17 protein-coding genes are annotated in these 15,150 nt (G+C 58.9%); 5 read left to right on the top strand and 12 right to left on the bottom strand.

Annotated elements, in window-relative coordinates; genetic code table 11:
* Positions 1-547: 547 nt before the first annotated feature.
* The 3 genes from LAO20_05745 (at position 548) to LAO20_05735 (ending at position 2,636) form a co-directional block, all read left to right on the top strand.
* A complete protein-coding gene (locus LAO20_05745) occupies positions 548-1,267 on the top strand; it encodes a formylglycine-generating enzyme family protein (protein MBZ5530915.1) in 720 nt (239 codons plus the stop codon).
* Between the two features lie 110 nt (positions 1,268-1,377).
* On the top strand, positions 1,378-1,782 hold the full coding sequence (locus LAO20_05740) for a hypothetical protein (GenBank protein ID MBZ5530914.1): 405 nt from the start codon (positions 1,378-1,380) through the stop codon (positions 1,780-1,782).
* Between the two features lie 71 nt (positions 1,783-1,853).
* Complete coding sequence (locus LAO20_05735; GenBank protein MBZ5530913.1) at positions 1,854-2,636, top strand: thiazole synthase; 783 nt, start codon at positions 1,854-1,856, stop codon at positions 2,634-2,636.
* A gap of 63 nt (positions 2,637-2,699) precedes the next feature.
* Here the strand turns inward: LAO20_05735 and LAO20_05730 are convergent, their stop codons facing one another.
* The 3 genes from LAO20_05730 to LAO20_05720 all read right to left on the bottom strand — a co-directional run bounded on the left by LAO20_05730 (position 2,700) and on the right by LAO20_05720 (position 5,034).
* Entirely contained in the window at positions 2,700-3,050 is a 351-nt protein-coding gene (locus LAO20_05730) for a hypothetical protein (protein ID MBZ5530912.1), read from the bottom strand.
* 195 nt (positions 3,051-3,245) lie between these two features.
* A complete protein-coding gene (locus tag LAO20_05725) occupies positions 3,246-3,593 on the bottom strand; it encodes a septum formation initiator family protein (GenBank protein MBZ5530911.1) in 348 nt (115 codons plus the stop codon).
* A gap of 22 nt (positions 3,594-3,615) precedes the next feature.
* Positions 3,616-5,034: a phosphoglucomutase/phosphomannomutase family protein gene (locus LAO20_05720; protein MBZ5530910.1), complete on the bottom strand. Its 1,419-nt coding sequence runs from the start codon at positions 5,032-5,034 to the stop codon at positions 3,616-3,618.
* A gap of 149 nt (positions 5,035-5,183) precedes the next feature.
* Here LAO20_05720 and LAO20_05715 point away from each other — a divergent pair, with 149 nt between their 5' ends.
* Both LAO20_05715 and LAO20_05710 read left to right on the top strand, forming a co-directional pair.
* Positions 5,184-5,765, top strand: coding sequence for a hypothetical protein (locus tag LAO20_05715; protein MBZ5530909.1), 582 nt, complete (start codon positions 5,184-5,186; stop codon positions 5,763-5,765).
* Between the two features lie 14 nt (positions 5,766-5,779).
* On the top strand, positions 5,780-6,097 hold the full coding sequence (locus LAO20_05710; GenBank protein MBZ5530908.1) for a divalent-cation tolerance protein CutA: 318 nt from the start codon (positions 5,780-5,782) through the stop codon (positions 6,095-6,097).
* Between the two features lie 118 nt (positions 6,098-6,215).
* On the opposite strand, the gene LAO20_05705 is transcribed toward LAO20_05710, so the two are convergent.
* The 9 genes from LAO20_05705 to LAO20_05665 all read right to left on the bottom strand — a co-directional run bounded on the left by LAO20_05705 (position 6,216) and on the right by LAO20_05665 (position 15,064).
* The gene (locus LAO20_05705) at positions 6,216-7,409 is read right to left on the bottom strand and encodes a PLP-dependent aspartate aminotransferase family protein (protein ID MBZ5530907.1); all 1,194 of its coding nucleotides are present in this window, start codon (positions 7,407-7,409) and stop codon (positions 6,216-6,218) included.
* Between the two features lie 143 nt (positions 7,410-7,552).
* Entirely contained in the window at positions 7,553-8,482 is a 930-nt protein-coding gene (cysK, locus tag LAO20_05700) for a cysteine synthase A (protein ID MBZ5530906.1), read from the bottom strand.
* Positions 8,483-8,960: 478 nt separating this feature from the next.
* Positions 8,961-9,332, bottom strand: coding sequence for a hypothetical protein (locus LAO20_05695; protein ID MBZ5530905.1), 372 nt, complete (start codon positions 9,330-9,332; stop codon positions 8,961-8,963).
* A gap of 404 nt (positions 9,333-9,736) precedes the next feature.
* Positions 9,737-10,747, bottom strand: a complete 1,011-nt coding sequence (locus LAO20_05690) for a hydroxyacid dehydrogenase (GenBank protein ID MBZ5530904.1) — start codon at positions 10,745-10,747, stop codon at positions 9,737-9,739.
* Positions 10,744-12,138 carry a phosphonate ABC transporter, permease protein PhnE gene (gene phnE, locus LAO20_05685; GenBank protein ID MBZ5530903.1) on the bottom strand — a complete coding sequence of 465 codons (1,395 nt, stop codon included), beginning with the start codon at positions 12,136-12,138 and terminating at the stop codon, positions 10,744-10,746. Before phnE ends, LAO20_05690 begins: the two co-directional genes overlap by 4 nt.
* Entirely contained in the window at positions 12,138-12,884 is a 747-nt protein-coding gene (locus LAO20_05680) for an ATP-binding cassette domain-containing protein (GenBank protein MBZ5530902.1), read from the bottom strand. The genes phnE and LAO20_05680 overlap by 1 nt, the downstream gene beginning before the upstream one ends.
* A 37-nt stretch (positions 12,885-12,921) precedes the next feature.
* Complete coding sequence (phnD, locus tag LAO20_05675; protein ID MBZ5530901.1) at positions 12,922-13,761, bottom strand: phosphate/phosphite/phosphonate ABC transporter substrate-binding protein; 840 nt, start codon at positions 13,759-13,761, stop codon at positions 12,922-12,924.
* 290 nt (positions 13,762-14,051) lie between these two features.
* Entirely contained in the window at positions 14,052-14,642 is a 591-nt protein-coding gene (locus LAO20_05670) for a DinB family protein (GenBank protein ID MBZ5530900.1), read from the bottom strand.
* Positions 14,643-14,830: 188 nt separating this feature from the next.
* A complete protein-coding gene (locus LAO20_05665) occupies positions 14,831-15,064 on the bottom strand; it encodes a hypothetical protein (protein MBZ5530899.1) in 234 nt (77 codons plus the stop codon).
* Positions 15,065-15,150 lie beyond the last annotated feature (86 nt).

Below are 15,150 nucleotides of genomic sequence, written 5' to 3'. Positions count from 1 at the left end.
GGGAGTAACCGAGTGGTGATTGAAGAAGTGGTTAATGGTATCGGCAAGAACGGAAAGACTCACCGCCGGGGCGGCGGCGCCACACGGGAGTCGCCAGTAATGGGAAGAACGGGGGATCCCGGCGATGAATCGTGTAACTCTATATTTTCCGGGGATGAACGGGGAGGGGGAAGGCAGGAAGAATCGCCGACATCGCCGTCATCGCAACGTGATCGCCGACATCGGGAAATCGTGAAGAATCGCAACCAACGTCATCGCCGTCATCGCAACGTGATCGCCGAGATCGGGAGATGACCACAAGAGCCGCGACCATCTGCGGATGCATCGTGACTTACGACACTCTGAACGGCGGGGATCGCCGGCGCAGATTGGCTAGTGGTGATGAGCGTCCCCTGGATGGGCGCGACGCGAAGGAGTTTCCTTCGCGAGCACAACATCCGTCACATTTCCGGTGTGATAGAGGCAAGTCGCATCCCTTTCGTAAGTAATCGCCGCCACGGGAAAGAGTTACCATGCCCTCAACACTTCAGTTCGCGGAGCAGTTTACGTGAGCGCCCCTTTCAGGACCGCAGTTCAGCACAAGCCAATCGCCATGGAGTTCGTCATCATTGCTCCCGGCCGTTTCATGATGGGATGCTCGCTCGGCGACAACGAATGTTACTCCGAAGAAAAGCCTTCGCACCCGGTCGAGATTACCCGTCCATTTGAAATCGGGAAGTTCCAGGTGACCCAGGCCCAGTATGAAGAGGTGATGGGAACCAACCCCAGCTATTTCCCCGGACCGAGCCATCCGGTGGATGGCGTGAGCTGGGCCGACGCGCAGAAGTTTTGCGAACAGCTCAACGCCCGCAACGACGGCCATATCTATCGCCTGCCAACAGAAGCCGAGTGGGAATACGCGGCGCGTGGCGGCAACGAGTCATGCCGCTACGGGTTGCTGCCTGAGACCGCCTGGTATCACGACAACTCCGAAGGAACAACTCATCCCGTCGGCCAGAAGAAACCGAACAGCTTTGGCCTGTATGACACGCTGGGCAACGTCTGGGAATGGGTGCAGGACCGCTATTCGCCGGATTACTACAGCCACAGTCCGGAGCGCGATCCAACGGGGCCGGCAACGGGCGAGTACAGGGTGGCCCGCGGGGGCTCATGGCGCGGCGTGGCCCGCGGCCTGGCGCGGGTGTCCTCGCGCTACGTCCTCAAGAGCGGCGTGCGCAGCATCGTGGTCGGATTCCGCTGCGCGCGGGAAAAATCCGGCACGCGATAATCAGCAACAGGAGATCGCAGGGGACCCGGTCCACCACTTACTCGCGCCTGAAATATTCATCCGGTCCGCACGTCTCATAGAACAAAGCGAACCTGTGCGAGGCATGGACCATGGACGTCCTCCTAGAGCTACTGGCGTGGCTTCTTGAGCCGCTCCTGGAAGCGCTTGTCGAATATGTAGCGGCGGCGGTCCTGGACCTGCTCTTGCGATCGCTGAAAGAAGTGTTCGCAGACGCCAGGATGCGGAGTCCTCTGGCCGCCTTCGTGGGTTATATGCTGTTTGGGGCCATTTTTGGCGTTGTCAGCCTGGCGCTCTTTCCTCATCCACTTGTGCACCCATCAAGGTTTCACGGCATCAGCTTGCTGATTGGCCCGACGATCACTGGGCTCATGATGTCGGCAACCGGCGCTGTTCTGCGCTCCTACCATAAGCCTGCCAGCCAACTGGAAAGCTTTGGCTATGGATTCGCCTTTGCCTTTGGGATGGCGCTGATGCGAGTCGTTTTTGCGAGATGATGAGAGAAGTCACCTTTGCTCCGTGATCATGCGGACATATTCTTCAACCACGCGCGGACATTCATTACAATATGGCTATGACTCTGGACCCTCTCATCATCGCCGGCCGTCAATTCCGTTCCCGTTTGATCGTAGGCACAGGCAAGTACAAATCAGGCCAGGAGACCGCGCGGGCCATTGAAGCCAGCGGCGCGGAGATGGTCACCGTGGCCGTCCGCCGCGTGAACCTGGACCGCAGCAAGGAATCGCTGCTGGACTTTATTGATCCCAAGAAATACTTCCTGCTGCCCAACACCGCCGGCTGTTACACCGCCGACGAAGCCGTCCGCACGGCGCGCCTGGCGCGGGAAGTGGGATTGTCCGATTGGGTGAAGGTGGAAGTCATCGGCGACCAGAAAACGCTGTACCCGGACGTGCAAGCCACGATCGAAGCGACTAAGATCCTGGTCAAAGACGGCTTCACCGTGCTTCCCTACACTTCCGATGATCCAGTGGTGGCGCAACGGCTGCTTGACGCCGGCTCCAGCGCGATTATGCCTCTGGGCGCGCCCATCGGCAGCGGCATGGGCATCCAGAACGCCGCCAACATCCAGATTTTGCGCGAGCTGGTCACCGAGGTGCCGCTGATCGTGGACGCCGGCGTGGGCACGGCTTCTGACGCGGCCATCGCCATGGAACTAGGAGCCGACGCTGTGCTGATGAACTCCGGCATCGCCCATGCGGAAGATCCTGTGTTGATGGCCGAAGCCATGAAGCATGCGGTCATCGCCGGACGCATGGCCTATCAAGCCGGACGAATGCCACGGAAGCTCTACGCCACCGCCAGCTCCCCGCTGCAAGGCGTGGTGCGATAAGCAATAAAAAAAGGGCGGCTTGCCAGCCGCCCCTTGCAATCTTGAACGAAACCTTGCGCCGGACTAGCTCTTTTTGTCGGACTTGGGTTCCTTGCTCATGGCCACCTTTTCCACGTGGATGCTATCTCCGTTCACATGGCCGGTGATGGTTACGTGATGGCCTTCATGTCCCTTGATGGCATCCTGGTTCTCAATGGCCAGGACTTTGTGGTCCGAGTCAGTGACCAAAACGGCCTTTTCGCCCTTTTCGATGCACTTCTTGGCGCAATCGCCATGGGCTTCCCCGGCTTTGGCGGCGCACTTGGCGTCGTTCACGTAACCGGAAATTTTCTGGGCTTTCGGGGCCTTGTCCTTGGCGATTGAAACCGACGCCATGAACGCTACAGCAAGGAACAGCAACGCGATCTTCTTCATAGTTAACTTGTCTCCTGAGTGAAATTCTCTTTGAGTGCGGGCCCAACGGCGCCCAGCCTCATGGCCTTACGATCCAGGATATGGAGTGTTATGCCTGAGGAAAGTTACGGCATAAAAGTTGTATATGAACCAGCGACTTAGCGCAAGTCGGAAAAGGTATCAGCCCTTTGCAGGACAGAAGCAAATGAACGCCCCTCACTTCCGGGCCTTGACTGGCGACGCCGGCGCCGTGGTGAGCGTGTAGATTTTCTCTCCCTTGCGCGCGTAGCGCAGCCGCTCGCGAGCCTCTTTTTCGATCGCCCGGGGATCATCCTTCAGGGCCTTGTTCTGCTCGTCGAGCGCGCCGTTCTCTCGCTCCAAGGACTGGATCTGCTGACGCAGCTGCTGGTACTCGCCGCGCTTCTGGTGATAGGCCACCAGGCCGTTCGACCCAAACACCACCTTGTACCCAACCACGCAGGCCAGCAACACCACGCCCATGGTCGCCAGCGTGCGCTGCGCGCCCACGATCCACGCTTTCGAATTGGCCAGCCATTGCTCCATGCAAGTTCCCAGCAAAGTACGTCTAAGAAAAGATCCAGTCTTTCGCGGCCGCGGCCAGTTTTTCCGCGTCCAGCACGGACCGGGCTTCAGAATACGCTCGCACCACCGGCTCCGTGCCGGAGAGGCGGAAGCAGATCCACGATCCATCTTCGAACAGCAGCTTCATGCCGTCGGTGCGGACGACCTGCTTCACCTTGCGCTCGCCAATCGCCGCCGGATCAACCCTTAACTTCTTAGTAAACTGCTCATGGAGTTCCTTCGTCAAGCTGAAGTTGGCTCGTTGCGGGTAAAAGGAACCTACTTTGCCAAATAAACCGCGCAGTTGCTCCTGAAATGACCTATTGCGCCGCGCCACCGCTTCACAGCACAGCAGCCCGGCCAGGATGCCGTCTTTCTCCGGAACGTGATATCGGATGGAAAGTCCCGCGCTTTCTTCGCCGCCGATGGCGATCTTATCCTGCTTGATCAACTCGCCGATGTACTTGAAGCCCACCCGGGTCTCATGCAGTTCGACTTTGTGGTGCTCCGCCAGCGCGTTGATCATGTTGGTGGTGACCACCGATTTGGCAACTCCGTTCTTCCAGCCACGCGTCTCCACCAAGTAGTCGAACAGCACCGCGATCACGTAGTTGGCCTGGATGAACGTCCCGTCCTGGTCCACGATGCCGAAGCGGTCAGCGTCGCCGTCGGTGGCGATGCCCAGGCGGGCGCCGGCAGCTTTCATCCGCGCGCGTGTGTCGTTGAGCAGTTCGCCGTCCGGCTCGGGAGCGTGCCCGCCGAAAAGCACGTCGCGTGTGTCATGCACGGTGGCCACGGGAATCTGGGCTTCGCGCAGCAAGTCGTCAGAATATCCGCGGGCCGCGCCCCAAAAAGGATCGAAAACAATTTTCATCCCTGACTTGCGTATCAGCGGCAGGTCAATGATCTCTTTCAATCGCGCCAGATATGCTGGCTTGGGATCAACCGTTTCGGGCGTCGCCTTGGCCGGCGAACTCGCGGCCGGCTCAGCTTCCGCCGGAACCAGCGCCTCCACGGCGAGAGTCACCTCCGGGAGCGCCGGAGCGCCGTCGGAGGTCGAGAACTTGATGCCGCTGTATTCGGGAGGATTGTGCGACGCAGTGAAGTTGATGGCGCCGTCAGCCTTCAGCCGCAATACTTCGTAGGAAATCGCCGGCGTGGGCGCTGGTTCGGCGATCACCAGCGGCTGCACGCCGTACGACGAAAGGATTTCCGCGGCGATGTCCACAAAGCGTTCTCCCATGTAGCGCGGATCACGGCCCACAATCACGCGCGCGCCGGAGGGCTTCTGGGAGACCACGTAGCGGGCGATGCCCGCCACCGCGCGGCGCACGTTGGCGACCGTGAATTCTTCCGCAATAATGGCGCGCCAGCCGGAGGTGCCGAATTTTATTTGCGTAGCTTGTTGGGAAGACACAGGCATTTCAGTTACGCCGGTCGTGCATGGTTTGCGGTCGGACGCATCGCAGCGATTATAGAACACTTCAGATTCGCCCATTCTGCACGAATGTTTGCATGCTCGGTTGTAAAATGGCCCGGCGGCACGCTAACTGGGAGGAACATCACATTTACATGGCCCGTCATTTCAGTTATTACGGCCCCTGGAAGAGCGAGCTGCTCACGTGTCCTTGCGGATGGCGCGGAACGTTCGAGCAAGGCATGGTGGAATATCACAAAGAATTGCTCGACTCCGAGTGCCCGAACTGTTCCACCCTCGTCGCCGTGGTCCATTATCCAACCGGCGCGGAGATCGAACGGAACGAACCCGGTGACAGCCCGTTCCGAAGACAAGTCAAGGAAGCGGAGAAGCGCTGGTCTGTTTTTCAGTCGCTGCACCTGCAATCTCCGGAGCAGTTGCCGGAAATAGACGATCCTGAGTTTGTTCTCAACTGGGATTTTGCCAAAGACGGGCTCGGCGAGAAATGGACGGTCATTCGCAAAGAGTCCCAGGAGATATTTCGCGAATTGGCTTTGTGGGAAGGCTGGACGCGCTATTGCGAAGTGGCGGCTGTTCTCAAGCTCAAGTATGGGACGCGGCTGCTTGACCTTCGTCCAACAGAAGCTAGCTTGCTGTATCTGCTCGGAGACAGCCTCGCCGCATCTGAGAATGTTGCGCAGTGCAGAAAAGCGTGCTTTCCCCGCGCGCATCTTTAATCAGGCAGAAGGATATGACCCCGTTAAGCATCGTACTCACGACCGCCGGTTCGGCGGAAGAAGCAAAAAAGATCGCACGCGTACTCGTGGATAGACGCTTGGCGAGCTGCGTGAACATTATTCCCAGGATTGAATCTGTGTATCGCTGGCAAGACAAAGTCGAGACCGCCGAAGAATGGCTCCTGCTGATCAAGACCCGGGCCGATGCGTTTGAGCGAGTACGTGACACCATCGAAGAATTGCATTCGTACGAGTTGCCGGAGTGCATCATGCTGGAGATCGAGGAAGGCGACAAAGCCTATCTGGATTGGATAGCGAAGAACACAAGTTGACCACAGAGGGCACACAGGACCACAGAGCAGAATCTCAAGCGTCGTGCGGCTCGCTGTCTTTGTTGCTTCTTTGTTGCTCCGTGTTCCTCTGTGCCCTCTGTGGTAAAAGCTCCTGCTGCTAAATCGCCGCCAGAGCGTTGTCCAAGTCGGCGATGATGTCTTCCTTATCTTCAATCCCCACGGAAATGCGCACCATGCCGTCGGTCAGCCCAATCTTCTTCCGCCCGGCAATTCCCAGCGCGGCATGCGTCATAGTTGAGGGATGCGAGATCAGCGTCTCCACGCCGCCCAGTGATTCGCCCAGCGAACACACGCGTACCTTGGCCAGCATTTTTTTGGCGTTGCTGAGCGACCCGGTCTCAAAAGTGATCATCGAACCGAAGCCCCTCATCTGCCGCTTGGCCAGCGCGTGCTGCGGATGGTCCTTGAATCCCGGATACATGACTTTCTTTACTTTTTTGTGTTTGCGCAGGAACTCCGCCACTGCACGGCCGTTTTCGTCGTGCTTTTCCATACGCACCGCCAGCGACTTAACGCCGCGCAGCACCAGCCAGCATTCAAACGGTGACAGGATGGCCCCGGCAGCCTTCTGTATGAACGCCAGCTTCTCCGCGTGCTGCGGCTTGGTCGCCACGATCACGCCGCCCAGCCCGTCGCTGTGGCCGTTGAGGAACTTGGTGGTCGAATGCATCACCATGTCCGCGCCCATCTCGATGGGCCGCTGGAAGTACGGCGACATGAAGGTGTTGTCCACCACCAGCTCGGCGCCCTTGGCGTGGGCGATGCGGGCAATCTCTTTGATGTCGGTCAAAATCATCAGCGGGTTGGTGGGCGTTTCAATCCAGACCAGCCGCGTGTTCCAGCGCATGGCTCTCTTCACCGCGTTGGCGTCAGACGTGTCCACATAACTGAACTCCACGCCGTAATTGGCCAGTACCTGGTTGAACAGCCGTGGAACGCCGCCGTAAACATTTTCTCCGCAGATGAGATGGTCGCCCTGCTTGAGGAAGCACTGCGTCACGGCTACGGTCGCCGCCATGCCGCTGGCAAACACGTGCGCTGACGTGCCACCTTCCAGCGCCGCCAGATTGGTTTCCAGCCGTGTCCGCGTGGGATTGGAGACGCGCGCGTACTCGTATCCTTTATGCTTGCCGATTCCCTGCTGGACGTAAGTGGACGTGGCAAAAATCGGGACGGTCACCGCGCCGGTGGAAGGATCAGGCTCCTGGCCCACGTGGATGGCGGTCGTCGCGAAGCCGATCCTCTTCTTGTCGCTTCGCTCCACACCGCTTGTGATTTTCTTCTTTGCCATGGTCCTTCAGCTCCTGCTACAGTCCGCTCGGCACGCTAGTCGGCCTCGCGGACGTTGTTTCTCATCCCCAGGTCTTGTCGCTGCGCTCCACCCCGCTTGTGGTTTTCTTCTTTGCCATGGTCCTTCAGCTCCTCTGCCAGTTACTACACTCCGCCGGCAAAAATGTCTTTCGACATGTAGCGCTCCGCCGAATCCGGAATAATGGTCACCACGCGCTTGCCCTTGCCCAGATTGCGCGCCACCTGCAGCGCGGCAAAGACGTTGGCGCCGGCGCTGGATCCGCCCAGGATGCCCTCCTGCCTGGCCATCTGGGCCACCGTGGCGAAGGCGTCCTGGTCATTGACCATGATGATTTCGTCGCAAACACTGCGGTCAAACGTCTTGGGAACAAAGCTGCTGCCAATGCCTTCCACCTTGTGTGGTCCCGGCGCGCCGCCTTGCAGCACGGACCCCTGGGTTTCCACCGCCACAGTGTGCACCTGCGGCAGCTTTTCTTTCATGTAGCGGGCCAGGCCGGAAAAAGTCCCGCCCGTGCCTACGCCGACAACGATCGCGTCCAGACGGCCGTCCATCTGCGCAAAAATCTCCGCGGCCGTAGTGTCATGGTGAAAATCAGGATTGGCGGGGTTTTCAAATTGCAGTGCGGTAAAGCTGTCAGGGATGGTGGCGGCGACTTCCTTGATCTTCTTGATCGCGCCCTGCATGCCGGCTTCTTCCGGTGTGCGAATCACCTCTGCGCCCAGGGCCCGCATGATCTTGACTTTCTCTTCGGCGAATTTCTCCGGCACGCACACCACCACGCGGTAGCCCTTGTTCACGCCTATCAGGGCGAGTCCGATGCCGGTGTTCCCGGCTGTGGCTTCCAGGATGGTGGCTCCCGGCTTCAGGCGGCCTTCGGCCTCAGCACGCTGAATCATCCCTATGGCCGCGCGGTCTTTCACGCTGCCCCCCGGATTCAGGTACTCCAGTTTGACGAACACGTCCGCCGCGCCCGCCGGCGTCATGCGACGCAGGTGCAGCATCGGGGTTTCACCCACTAACTCGGTAATGTTCTCAGCAATTGGAGGCCGCATCAGGAACCAAACTTTTTAGAGTAACACGCCGGCAGTGCTTTGCTGCAAATCCTCCGCCCAGGCAGACTTCCGCGCAACGAAAGTCAAGGGGAAAACCACGCATGTTCCAAACAATGAACTGTACTACGGAAAGATTTGCGACATGTCCAGGCAATCGCCCAGGCCTTGTCCGCTTGGTCAGGGTTCGATGTGACTAGAAACAGTGTGCAACCTCTTCGACATTGAAATACTCTATCTCCCCAGCAGGCTCATCCGTCGACTGCTAAAAGGGGGGTGCGTGGATCCCGGAAGACTGCGCGCTCCCTTTTTTGGGTCGCTTCGCGACAAACCGCCAGGGAATTCCGCACACTCAGGACGTTTTATGTGCTTGCTGCAAGCCACTCGGCGCTTTCGTGTCCTTTGTGGTTCTCCGGCTTTGCCTCTGAGTTCCTCTGTGATCTCTGTGGTAAAAGAGCCGGCTTCGCGGGCGCGCTGCCTGTTATTCCGGCGGAAGCTGCCTCACTCCAAGAATTGTTCGAGGTGGAATCAGGCCTTGGCGCCGCAAGTCGCGGTTCCAGGCCACCGACTCGGTCACACTCCACGCCAGAGCCACGGGCAGAGTGGCCAGTAGAAAGTAGATCGTGGTTCGAACTTGGGATTCGGCGTGGCTCCGGCCATACCAGAAGAGAAAAGAGACGCCGGCCAGCATGAGCACGAAGCGTCCGAAGTACAGCGCCATGGAAAGTACGGGCCACGCGCCGGTACGCCGCTTGTATTCCGCGAACACCAGGCTGCGTTGGGGAAAAGTCTGGGCCGTGTTTCTCGGGTTTGGATTAGGACGAGCAGGCACGAAGGGATTATACCCAGCCATCGGCTCGGCTTAGCATAACGGAGTGGCAACCCTCTAAAGGCGTCGCGTCCAGACGTTGGGTTTGCGCAGAGAAAGTCGCGAATCAGCCGCGCCCATCGCCATCGCCAAGCCGCGCGAATCGTCTGCCCAGAAAATTTTAAGGGCCTTGGGAGACGCCAAAGCAGGTTCTCTGCCGACGGTCCCAAGGCCCGATGGTTTCAAAAACCAATTCCCACGCGGGAGACCTTCCGGCCCGCAAGCCCGCGCAAGAACAAGCCCCGATTTGGGCTCTATTGGTGTGGTGCAGTCAAAAAGCTCAGGAAATATAGGCGCGAGGTCTTTTTCTCAGTTTTTCAGGTGACAAGCTAAGCAGAACGCCCTAGAGAACGACCGCCTCTTGCAGATATGAGACTGCTAATAGCCGCTTAGAATGAACGGCTTGGCGGCTCATTGATGGCGTCTGGTGGCCGCTCGCCCCGCAGGACTGTAAGAATGCTGCTGGCCGCAGCCAGTTCGATTTCCAGCCTAACGGCTTTCACCCCCGAGCCCAGATGCGGCGTGAACAGAGTTCGCTGCGCGTCGCCGATCAGCGCCGGCTCGACGGTTGCAGGATGGTCCTGCCGCGCCCAATCTTCCATCTCAAAGACGTCGGCTGCATATCCCGCCAGGCGGCCTGCTTGAAGCGCCTGCGCAACCGCTTGTTCATCTACCACCGATCCTCGGCCGACGTTGACCAGGTACGCACCAGCTTTCAATTTGCTCAGCGCTGCCGCGTTGATCATGTGCAAGGTGGAGTTGGTTAGCGGCGCCAGCACCACCACAACATCGCTCTGCTCAAGAAGCTGATCGAACGTTGCGCGCGCCACGCCTAAAAACGCTTCCTGCACCGGCGAAAGCTGGACAGGATCGCAATAAAGGATTTTGGCATTGAAGCCGGCGAGCAACCGGACAAACGCTTGCCCGAGCCGTCCCATGCCGACGACGCCCACCGTCCTGCCCACCAGCCCGCCGCCATACAGCACGGGACGCCAGCCGTGAAACTCACCGCTGCGCACGCGGCGATCGCCGGGCAGCACGTTACGCGTGAGACCCAGCGTAAGCGTTAGCGCCAGCTCAGCCGTGGGCGACGACAGCAAATCGGGCACAATCGTCACCCATATGCCACGTCGCGTGCAGGCCGCCACGTCAATGTTGTCATAGCCTTTCAGTGCGGCGGCAATCACTTTCAAGTCAGGGCATGCCGCCAGAAGAGCTTCATCTATCAGGTCAGGCATGAAGACCAGAAGGCCGTCGGCATCGCGCGCCACTTCAAGAAGTTTTGTCCGCGACCAGGCCTCAATCTCTTCATTGGCGACCACGTCACACTCTTTGCCCAGCAGGTCCTTCACCGGCTGGTGCACGCGATGCGTGACCACCACTTTGGGGCGCGCTTTCATATTTGGCCTTCCGTCACTTTCCAGCGTTTACGCACTTGCCCGTTGGCCCAGTCTGCCAGCATCACCAGCACCCAGGTAATGAGCAGATAGGCGAGCATTTGATCATAAAAGAATTGCTGTTGCGCGTTGAACAGCGCACCTCCAATGCCGCCGGCGCCAATCATGCCGACAATCGTGGCCGCACGAATATTCCATTCAAACCGGAACAGCGTATGGATAGCCATGGGCGGAAACGCCAGCGGCATCAGGCCAAACCCGGCGATCGCCACACGCGGCCCGCCCGTCGCGGCCAGGGCCATCACCGGCTCCCACTGCACGTTCTCAATGGACTCGGCGTACAGCTTGCCGAAGACTCCCGCGCTGTGCAGCGCCAGGGCGAAGACTCCGGCTTTGGGGCCGATGCCCGCGGTGGTGACCAGTAGCAGTCCCCAGATCACTTCAGGAATGGCGCGCAAACCTTCCAACAATCGCCGGACGGGGAAGTGCATCCACGCGGGAGCAAGATTGCGTGCCGCGGCTGCGCCGAGGGGAATCGCGAAAAGCACGGCGAGCGCCGTGCCGCCGAAGGCAATCGCCAGGGTCTCCCCGATGAGTTGCGGAAGAGCATGCACTTGATCAATCGAAAGCTTTGGCGGCCACATGCGCCGCAGGACATCCAAAGTATGCGACCAGGCAAACATCTGCGGACGGCAATCCCACGCAGAATAGAGTCCGCCGGCCAGGAAGAGCAGCAACAGCTGCGGATACTTGCGCACGGCGAACGCACCCAGGTCAAAGACTGCGATCAGCGCCACCAGCATGAGGATGAGCGTGGTGGCATGGCGGTAGTCAATGTTGTTGATGGTCCCCACCAACTCCGTGCCGATCCCGCCTGCACCCACCGCGCCCACAATCACGCTGGCGCGCATGGCACATTCAAAATCATAGGCGCCGTAAGTCAGCAGGTCTTTCAGCCGCAGCGGAAGCTGTCCGTAAAACGCCACGGTAAACGCGCCGGCGCCGGTGGAAGAGAGCGATTCCACCGGCCCAGGATCAGCCGAAACAAATAGATCTCCGCAGACCTTTCCCATGGCAGCGCCGTAGTAGACGGCAATGGCCAGCATCCCGGCGCCCGGTCCGATGCCCACCAGCACCACGAACAAAATCGCCATGGTTAAATCCGGAATACAGCGCAACGTAACCAGCGCCGCGTAGAGCACGCGCGAGCCCGGCAATCGTGCCCCGATGATCAACGCCAGCAGCAGCCCGATGCTCAGCGAGAACACCATGGCCCCGGCCGCAATCTCCACCGTCTGCAACAGCGGCACGCGCTCCGCCCACAGGAAGGACGGCGTGAGGTCGGGCGGAAAAAACAGCCGCAGTTGCGCGAAGAAGTTCTCCAAGATGTGCATCAGTCCGCCACCCGCAGACTCCGGTCCGCGTTCCCATCCGGGCGCGACTCGGCAAAATCAGCAACGCCCTGCTGGATCTTGATGACCCGGTCAAAATATTTGTAAGCGTATTCCGGTTGGTGCAGCGAACACAGCAAAGCAAAGCCGGCTTCGCTGGCCAGGCTGCAGATTAAAGCAAGAATCTGGTCACTCAGGTCGGGATCGAGTGACGCGATAGGTTCATCCGCCAGCAGGAGTGACGGCTGCTGCACCAGCGCGCGCGCCACCGCCACGCGCTGATGCTCGCCGCCCGAAATGTCGGATGTACGTTCGCGCAGCTTGTGCGCGATGCCCACCCGGCGAAGAGCTGCCTCGGCTTCCGCCAGCTCTGCAGCTTTGGGCCAGAACAGGAACCGCAACGCGTGCCAAGCCGACCACCGTCCCAAGGCCCCAGCCATCACGTTCTGGTGGACACGCAGGCGGTCCACCAGGTCATGCCTCTGCGACACCACGGCGATATGGCGCCGCAGTTCACGCAAGCGCCTGCCGTGAAGTCCTTTCACGGAAATTCCGTCTACCGTGATGCTTCCGGATTGGATGGGAACAAAACCGTTGATCGCGCGGAAGAGAGTGGTCTTACCCGCGCCACTGGGGCCAAGGATGGCCACCTTCTCGCCGCGACCGAGCGAGAGCGAGATGCCATTTAAGACCGGCGGCGCGTGCTTGGAGCGCACCACGACCAGGTCCTGGATGTTGAGTACCGTCACTAATTGTTCTCCCGGCAACGCAGGGATTCAGCTCAGCTCAAAACATTTTCAACTCTTCGGCCACTTTCCTGAGGATTTCATACCGGTCATCGCTGGCGCGAACAAACTTCTTGCCCCGCACGATGCCCAGAATCTGATCGTCCTTGCCTTCCTGCAGATCGGTAAACGCCTTGGCAAATTTTTCCTGCTCGGCTTTGCCAACGTCCTTGCGCGCCACCCAAACGTAGTCGAGAAACGGCTTGGACGTGTAGAACACGCGGACCTTGGCCTTGTCGAGCTTGCCTTCGGCGACCATGGCATTGTAAACGCTTTCGTCAAGCGCGCCAGCGTCCGCGGCCCCGGACTCCACGGCCTTGGCGGTTGCGGGATGGCTGCCGCTGTAGCGGTATTTGAAGTCCTTTTCCACGTCAATGCCGGCCTGCTTCAACTCCAGATACGGCATCAGGTGGCCGCTGGTGGAATTGATGTCGCCGAAAACGAAGTTCTTGCCCTTCAGGTCCGCCAACGACCTGATGGACGAGTTTGCTCCGGTGATAAACAGCGAGTGAAATTCCAGATCACTGGTGCGCTGCACCAGGGGAACCACGCCATAGGTCTTGTGGGCCTTCACGTACGTCAGGCCGCCAAGGTATGCAAAGTCCAGGGAACCGTTCCCCAGGGCTTCCACGGTGGCGTTGTAGTTGGTGGGAATGATCAGGTTGACCGGCTGGCCCAGGTGCTTGGCCAGGTAGTTTTTGAGAGGTTCTTTTTCCTGGATGGAAATCTGCGTGGCGCCGGCATCGGGAATCATGCCCACGGCAAGCGGCTTGTCGCCGGCGGTCGCGGCAAGCACCGCAAAGGCGAGCGTAAGGAACAAAAACACTGCATTTCTTCTCATCAATAAGCTCCTTTGATTGAGCCAGCTTTACAAGCGAACGCTGGCTCGTTGGATGAAGGTTTGTGAGAGGAGATGCTAAAGGAAGTTGGAGGACGCGGTCAAAAAACGCTTGTGAATGACGATTGAGGATAGTAAATGGATGCCAGGTTTGCGGTGGCGAATTGTGACGAGTTTTGCGACCACGCCGAAAGTGAGTTCCAACAGCCGTGTTCGGCGCCTAACTTCCGAGTAGCCGGCAATACGGGAGTCAGAAATTGCAGTCTTGAATTTTCAAGGACCTGATTACCGGATTAGCGGCGCGAGTCCGGTGGCACCAGGTTGTTCGCACGATAGTAGACCACAAGCTGGCCATAGTGCTCGCCGCTGTGCTCGATGGCAAACGTCCAGATGGAGGAGTTGTTGGCCATCCGGTTCCCAAAGAATTTTGATGTCTTGTCCAACCCCGCGTCGCCCTGCTGTTGAATGACTCTCGCTCCGTCCGCGACGGCCTCCTGCATGAACTTCACTACGTCGGCCTTGGTCTTGAAAACGTCGCGCGAAGGATTGTCGCCCTTGCCGAAGTCAGGCCCGACGTTGGATCCGGAAATCCTGCGTATCAGAACGAAATCCAGTGCGGCGGCGTGGAGAAGATTCTGGGCGAAGGTGCGCTGGTCCTTCTGCACCTTGAAGTCGTATTTGTCTTCGGGAAAATCCTTCGCCATGGCGACAAGTTTGTTCCCAATGTCGTTCCACCTGTCCAACATCTCGTCGGACCGGGAGAGCGCCGGACCCGGAGCTTGATTCTGGGTTTGGGCCTGACTGTGAACACTCATTCCGGCGGCAGCAAGCAGAGTGGTGACCGCAACCAGCGCAAGCGAAGACCATTTCAAAGACCGTTTCATTGTAGATTGCACCTTGTTTTGATCCGCTTTCAGGAATTCCGTCAGGGGGTTAGACGTACCGCTATTTCCAAAGTTTTAGCAAATTTCGGACCAAGGCGAAAAACTTGCATGTGACTGGAAAGATTGATCCGACGTTTGGATAGCACGCGAGTGATGGGCAACTCGGAAATTGCCGTTAGCCGCTTCAGTTACTTCAGCTTGCGCGCGATTCCGGCAGTGATCCGCTCCAGTTCGCACATCAGGTCGTCGTCAATGTTCAGGCCGGCGGCGCGCATGGCGCCGATGGGGTCTTTGCGAAACCAGCGCGCATTCTTCGCGGACTGGCTGATCCAGGCCTGTAGATGGGCTTCATGGCGTCCCAATTCGCGCATGAGACGGTCTTGCCTGCGGGACACTGCCTGGTGCCGGGCGAGGGGGAGCATATTTGTCTGCTGGAAATATAGAGCCCGAACCCAAATGGCGCACCGTATTTCTGCTGCGAGTGCCCAGGTAGTAAAGAGAGCGCTGT

The organism is Terriglobia bacterium (genome assembly GCA_020072815.1).
GTDB lineage: Bacteria > Acidobacteriota > Terriglobia > Terriglobales > Acidobacteriaceae > Angelobacter.
The sequence above is the reverse complement of the archived record's forward strand: the minus strand, read 5'-3'. Positions and strand labels throughout refer to the sequence as shown.

Excerpts from the sequence above, each read along its gene's own strand:
- LAO20_05740 (MBZ5530914.1), top strand. The coding sequence starts at position 1,378 with ATGGACGTCCTCCTAGAGCTACTGGCGTGGCTTCTTGAGCCGCTCCTG.
- LAO20_05735 (MBZ5530913.1), top strand. The coding sequence starts at position 1,854 with ATGGCTATGACTCTGGACCCTCTCATCATCGCCGGCCGTCAATTCCGT.
- LAO20_05730 (MBZ5530912.1), bottom strand. The coding sequence starts at position 3,050 with ATGAAGAAGATCGCGTTGCTGTTCCTTGCTGTAGCGTTCATGGCGTCG.
- LAO20_05725 (MBZ5530911.1), bottom strand. The coding sequence starts at position 3,593 with ATGGAGCAATGGCTGGCCAATTCGAAAGCGTGGATCGTGGGCGCGCAG.
- LAO20_05720 (MBZ5530910.1), bottom strand. The coding sequence starts at position 5,034 with ATGCCTGTGTCTTCCCAACAAGCTACGCAAATAAAATTCGGCACCTCC.
- LAO20_05715 (MBZ5530909.1), top strand. The coding sequence starts at position 5,184 with ATGGCCCGTCATTTCAGTTATTACGGCCCCTGGAAGAGCGAGCTGCTC.
- LAO20_05710 (MBZ5530908.1), top strand. The coding sequence starts at position 5,780 with ATGACCCCGTTAAGCATCGTACTCACGACCGCCGGTTCGGCGGAAGAA.
- LAO20_05705 (MBZ5530907.1), bottom strand. The coding sequence starts at position 7,409 with ATGGCAAAGAAGAAAATCACAAGCGGTGTGGAGCGAAGCGACAAGAAG.
- cysK (MBZ5530906.1), bottom strand. The coding sequence starts at position 8,482 with ATGCGGCCTCCAATTGCTGAGAACATTACCGAGTTAGTGGGTGAAACC.
- LAO20_05695 (MBZ5530905.1), bottom strand. The coding sequence starts at position 9,332 with ATGGCTGGGTATAATCCCTTCGTGCCTGCTCGTCCTAATCCAAACCCG.
- LAO20_05690 (MBZ5530904.1), bottom strand. The coding sequence starts at position 10,747 with ATGAAAGCGCGCCCCAAAGTGGTGGTCACGCATCGCGTGCACCAGCCG.
- phnE (MBZ5530903.1), bottom strand. The coding sequence starts at position 12,138 with ATGCACATCTTGGAGAACTTCTTCGCGCAACTGCGGCTGTTTTTTCCG.
- phnD (MBZ5530901.1), bottom strand. The coding sequence starts at position 13,761 with ATGAGAAGAAATGCAGTGTTTTTGTTCCTTACGCTCGCCTTTGCGGTG.
- LAO20_05670 (MBZ5530900.1), bottom strand. The coding sequence starts at position 14,642 with ATGAAACGGTCTTTGAAATGGTCTTCGCTTGCGCTGGTTGCGGTCACC.
- LAO20_05665 (MBZ5530899.1), bottom strand. The coding sequence starts at position 15,064 with ATGCTCCCCCTCGCCCGGCACCAGGCAGTGTCCCGCAGGCAAGACCGT.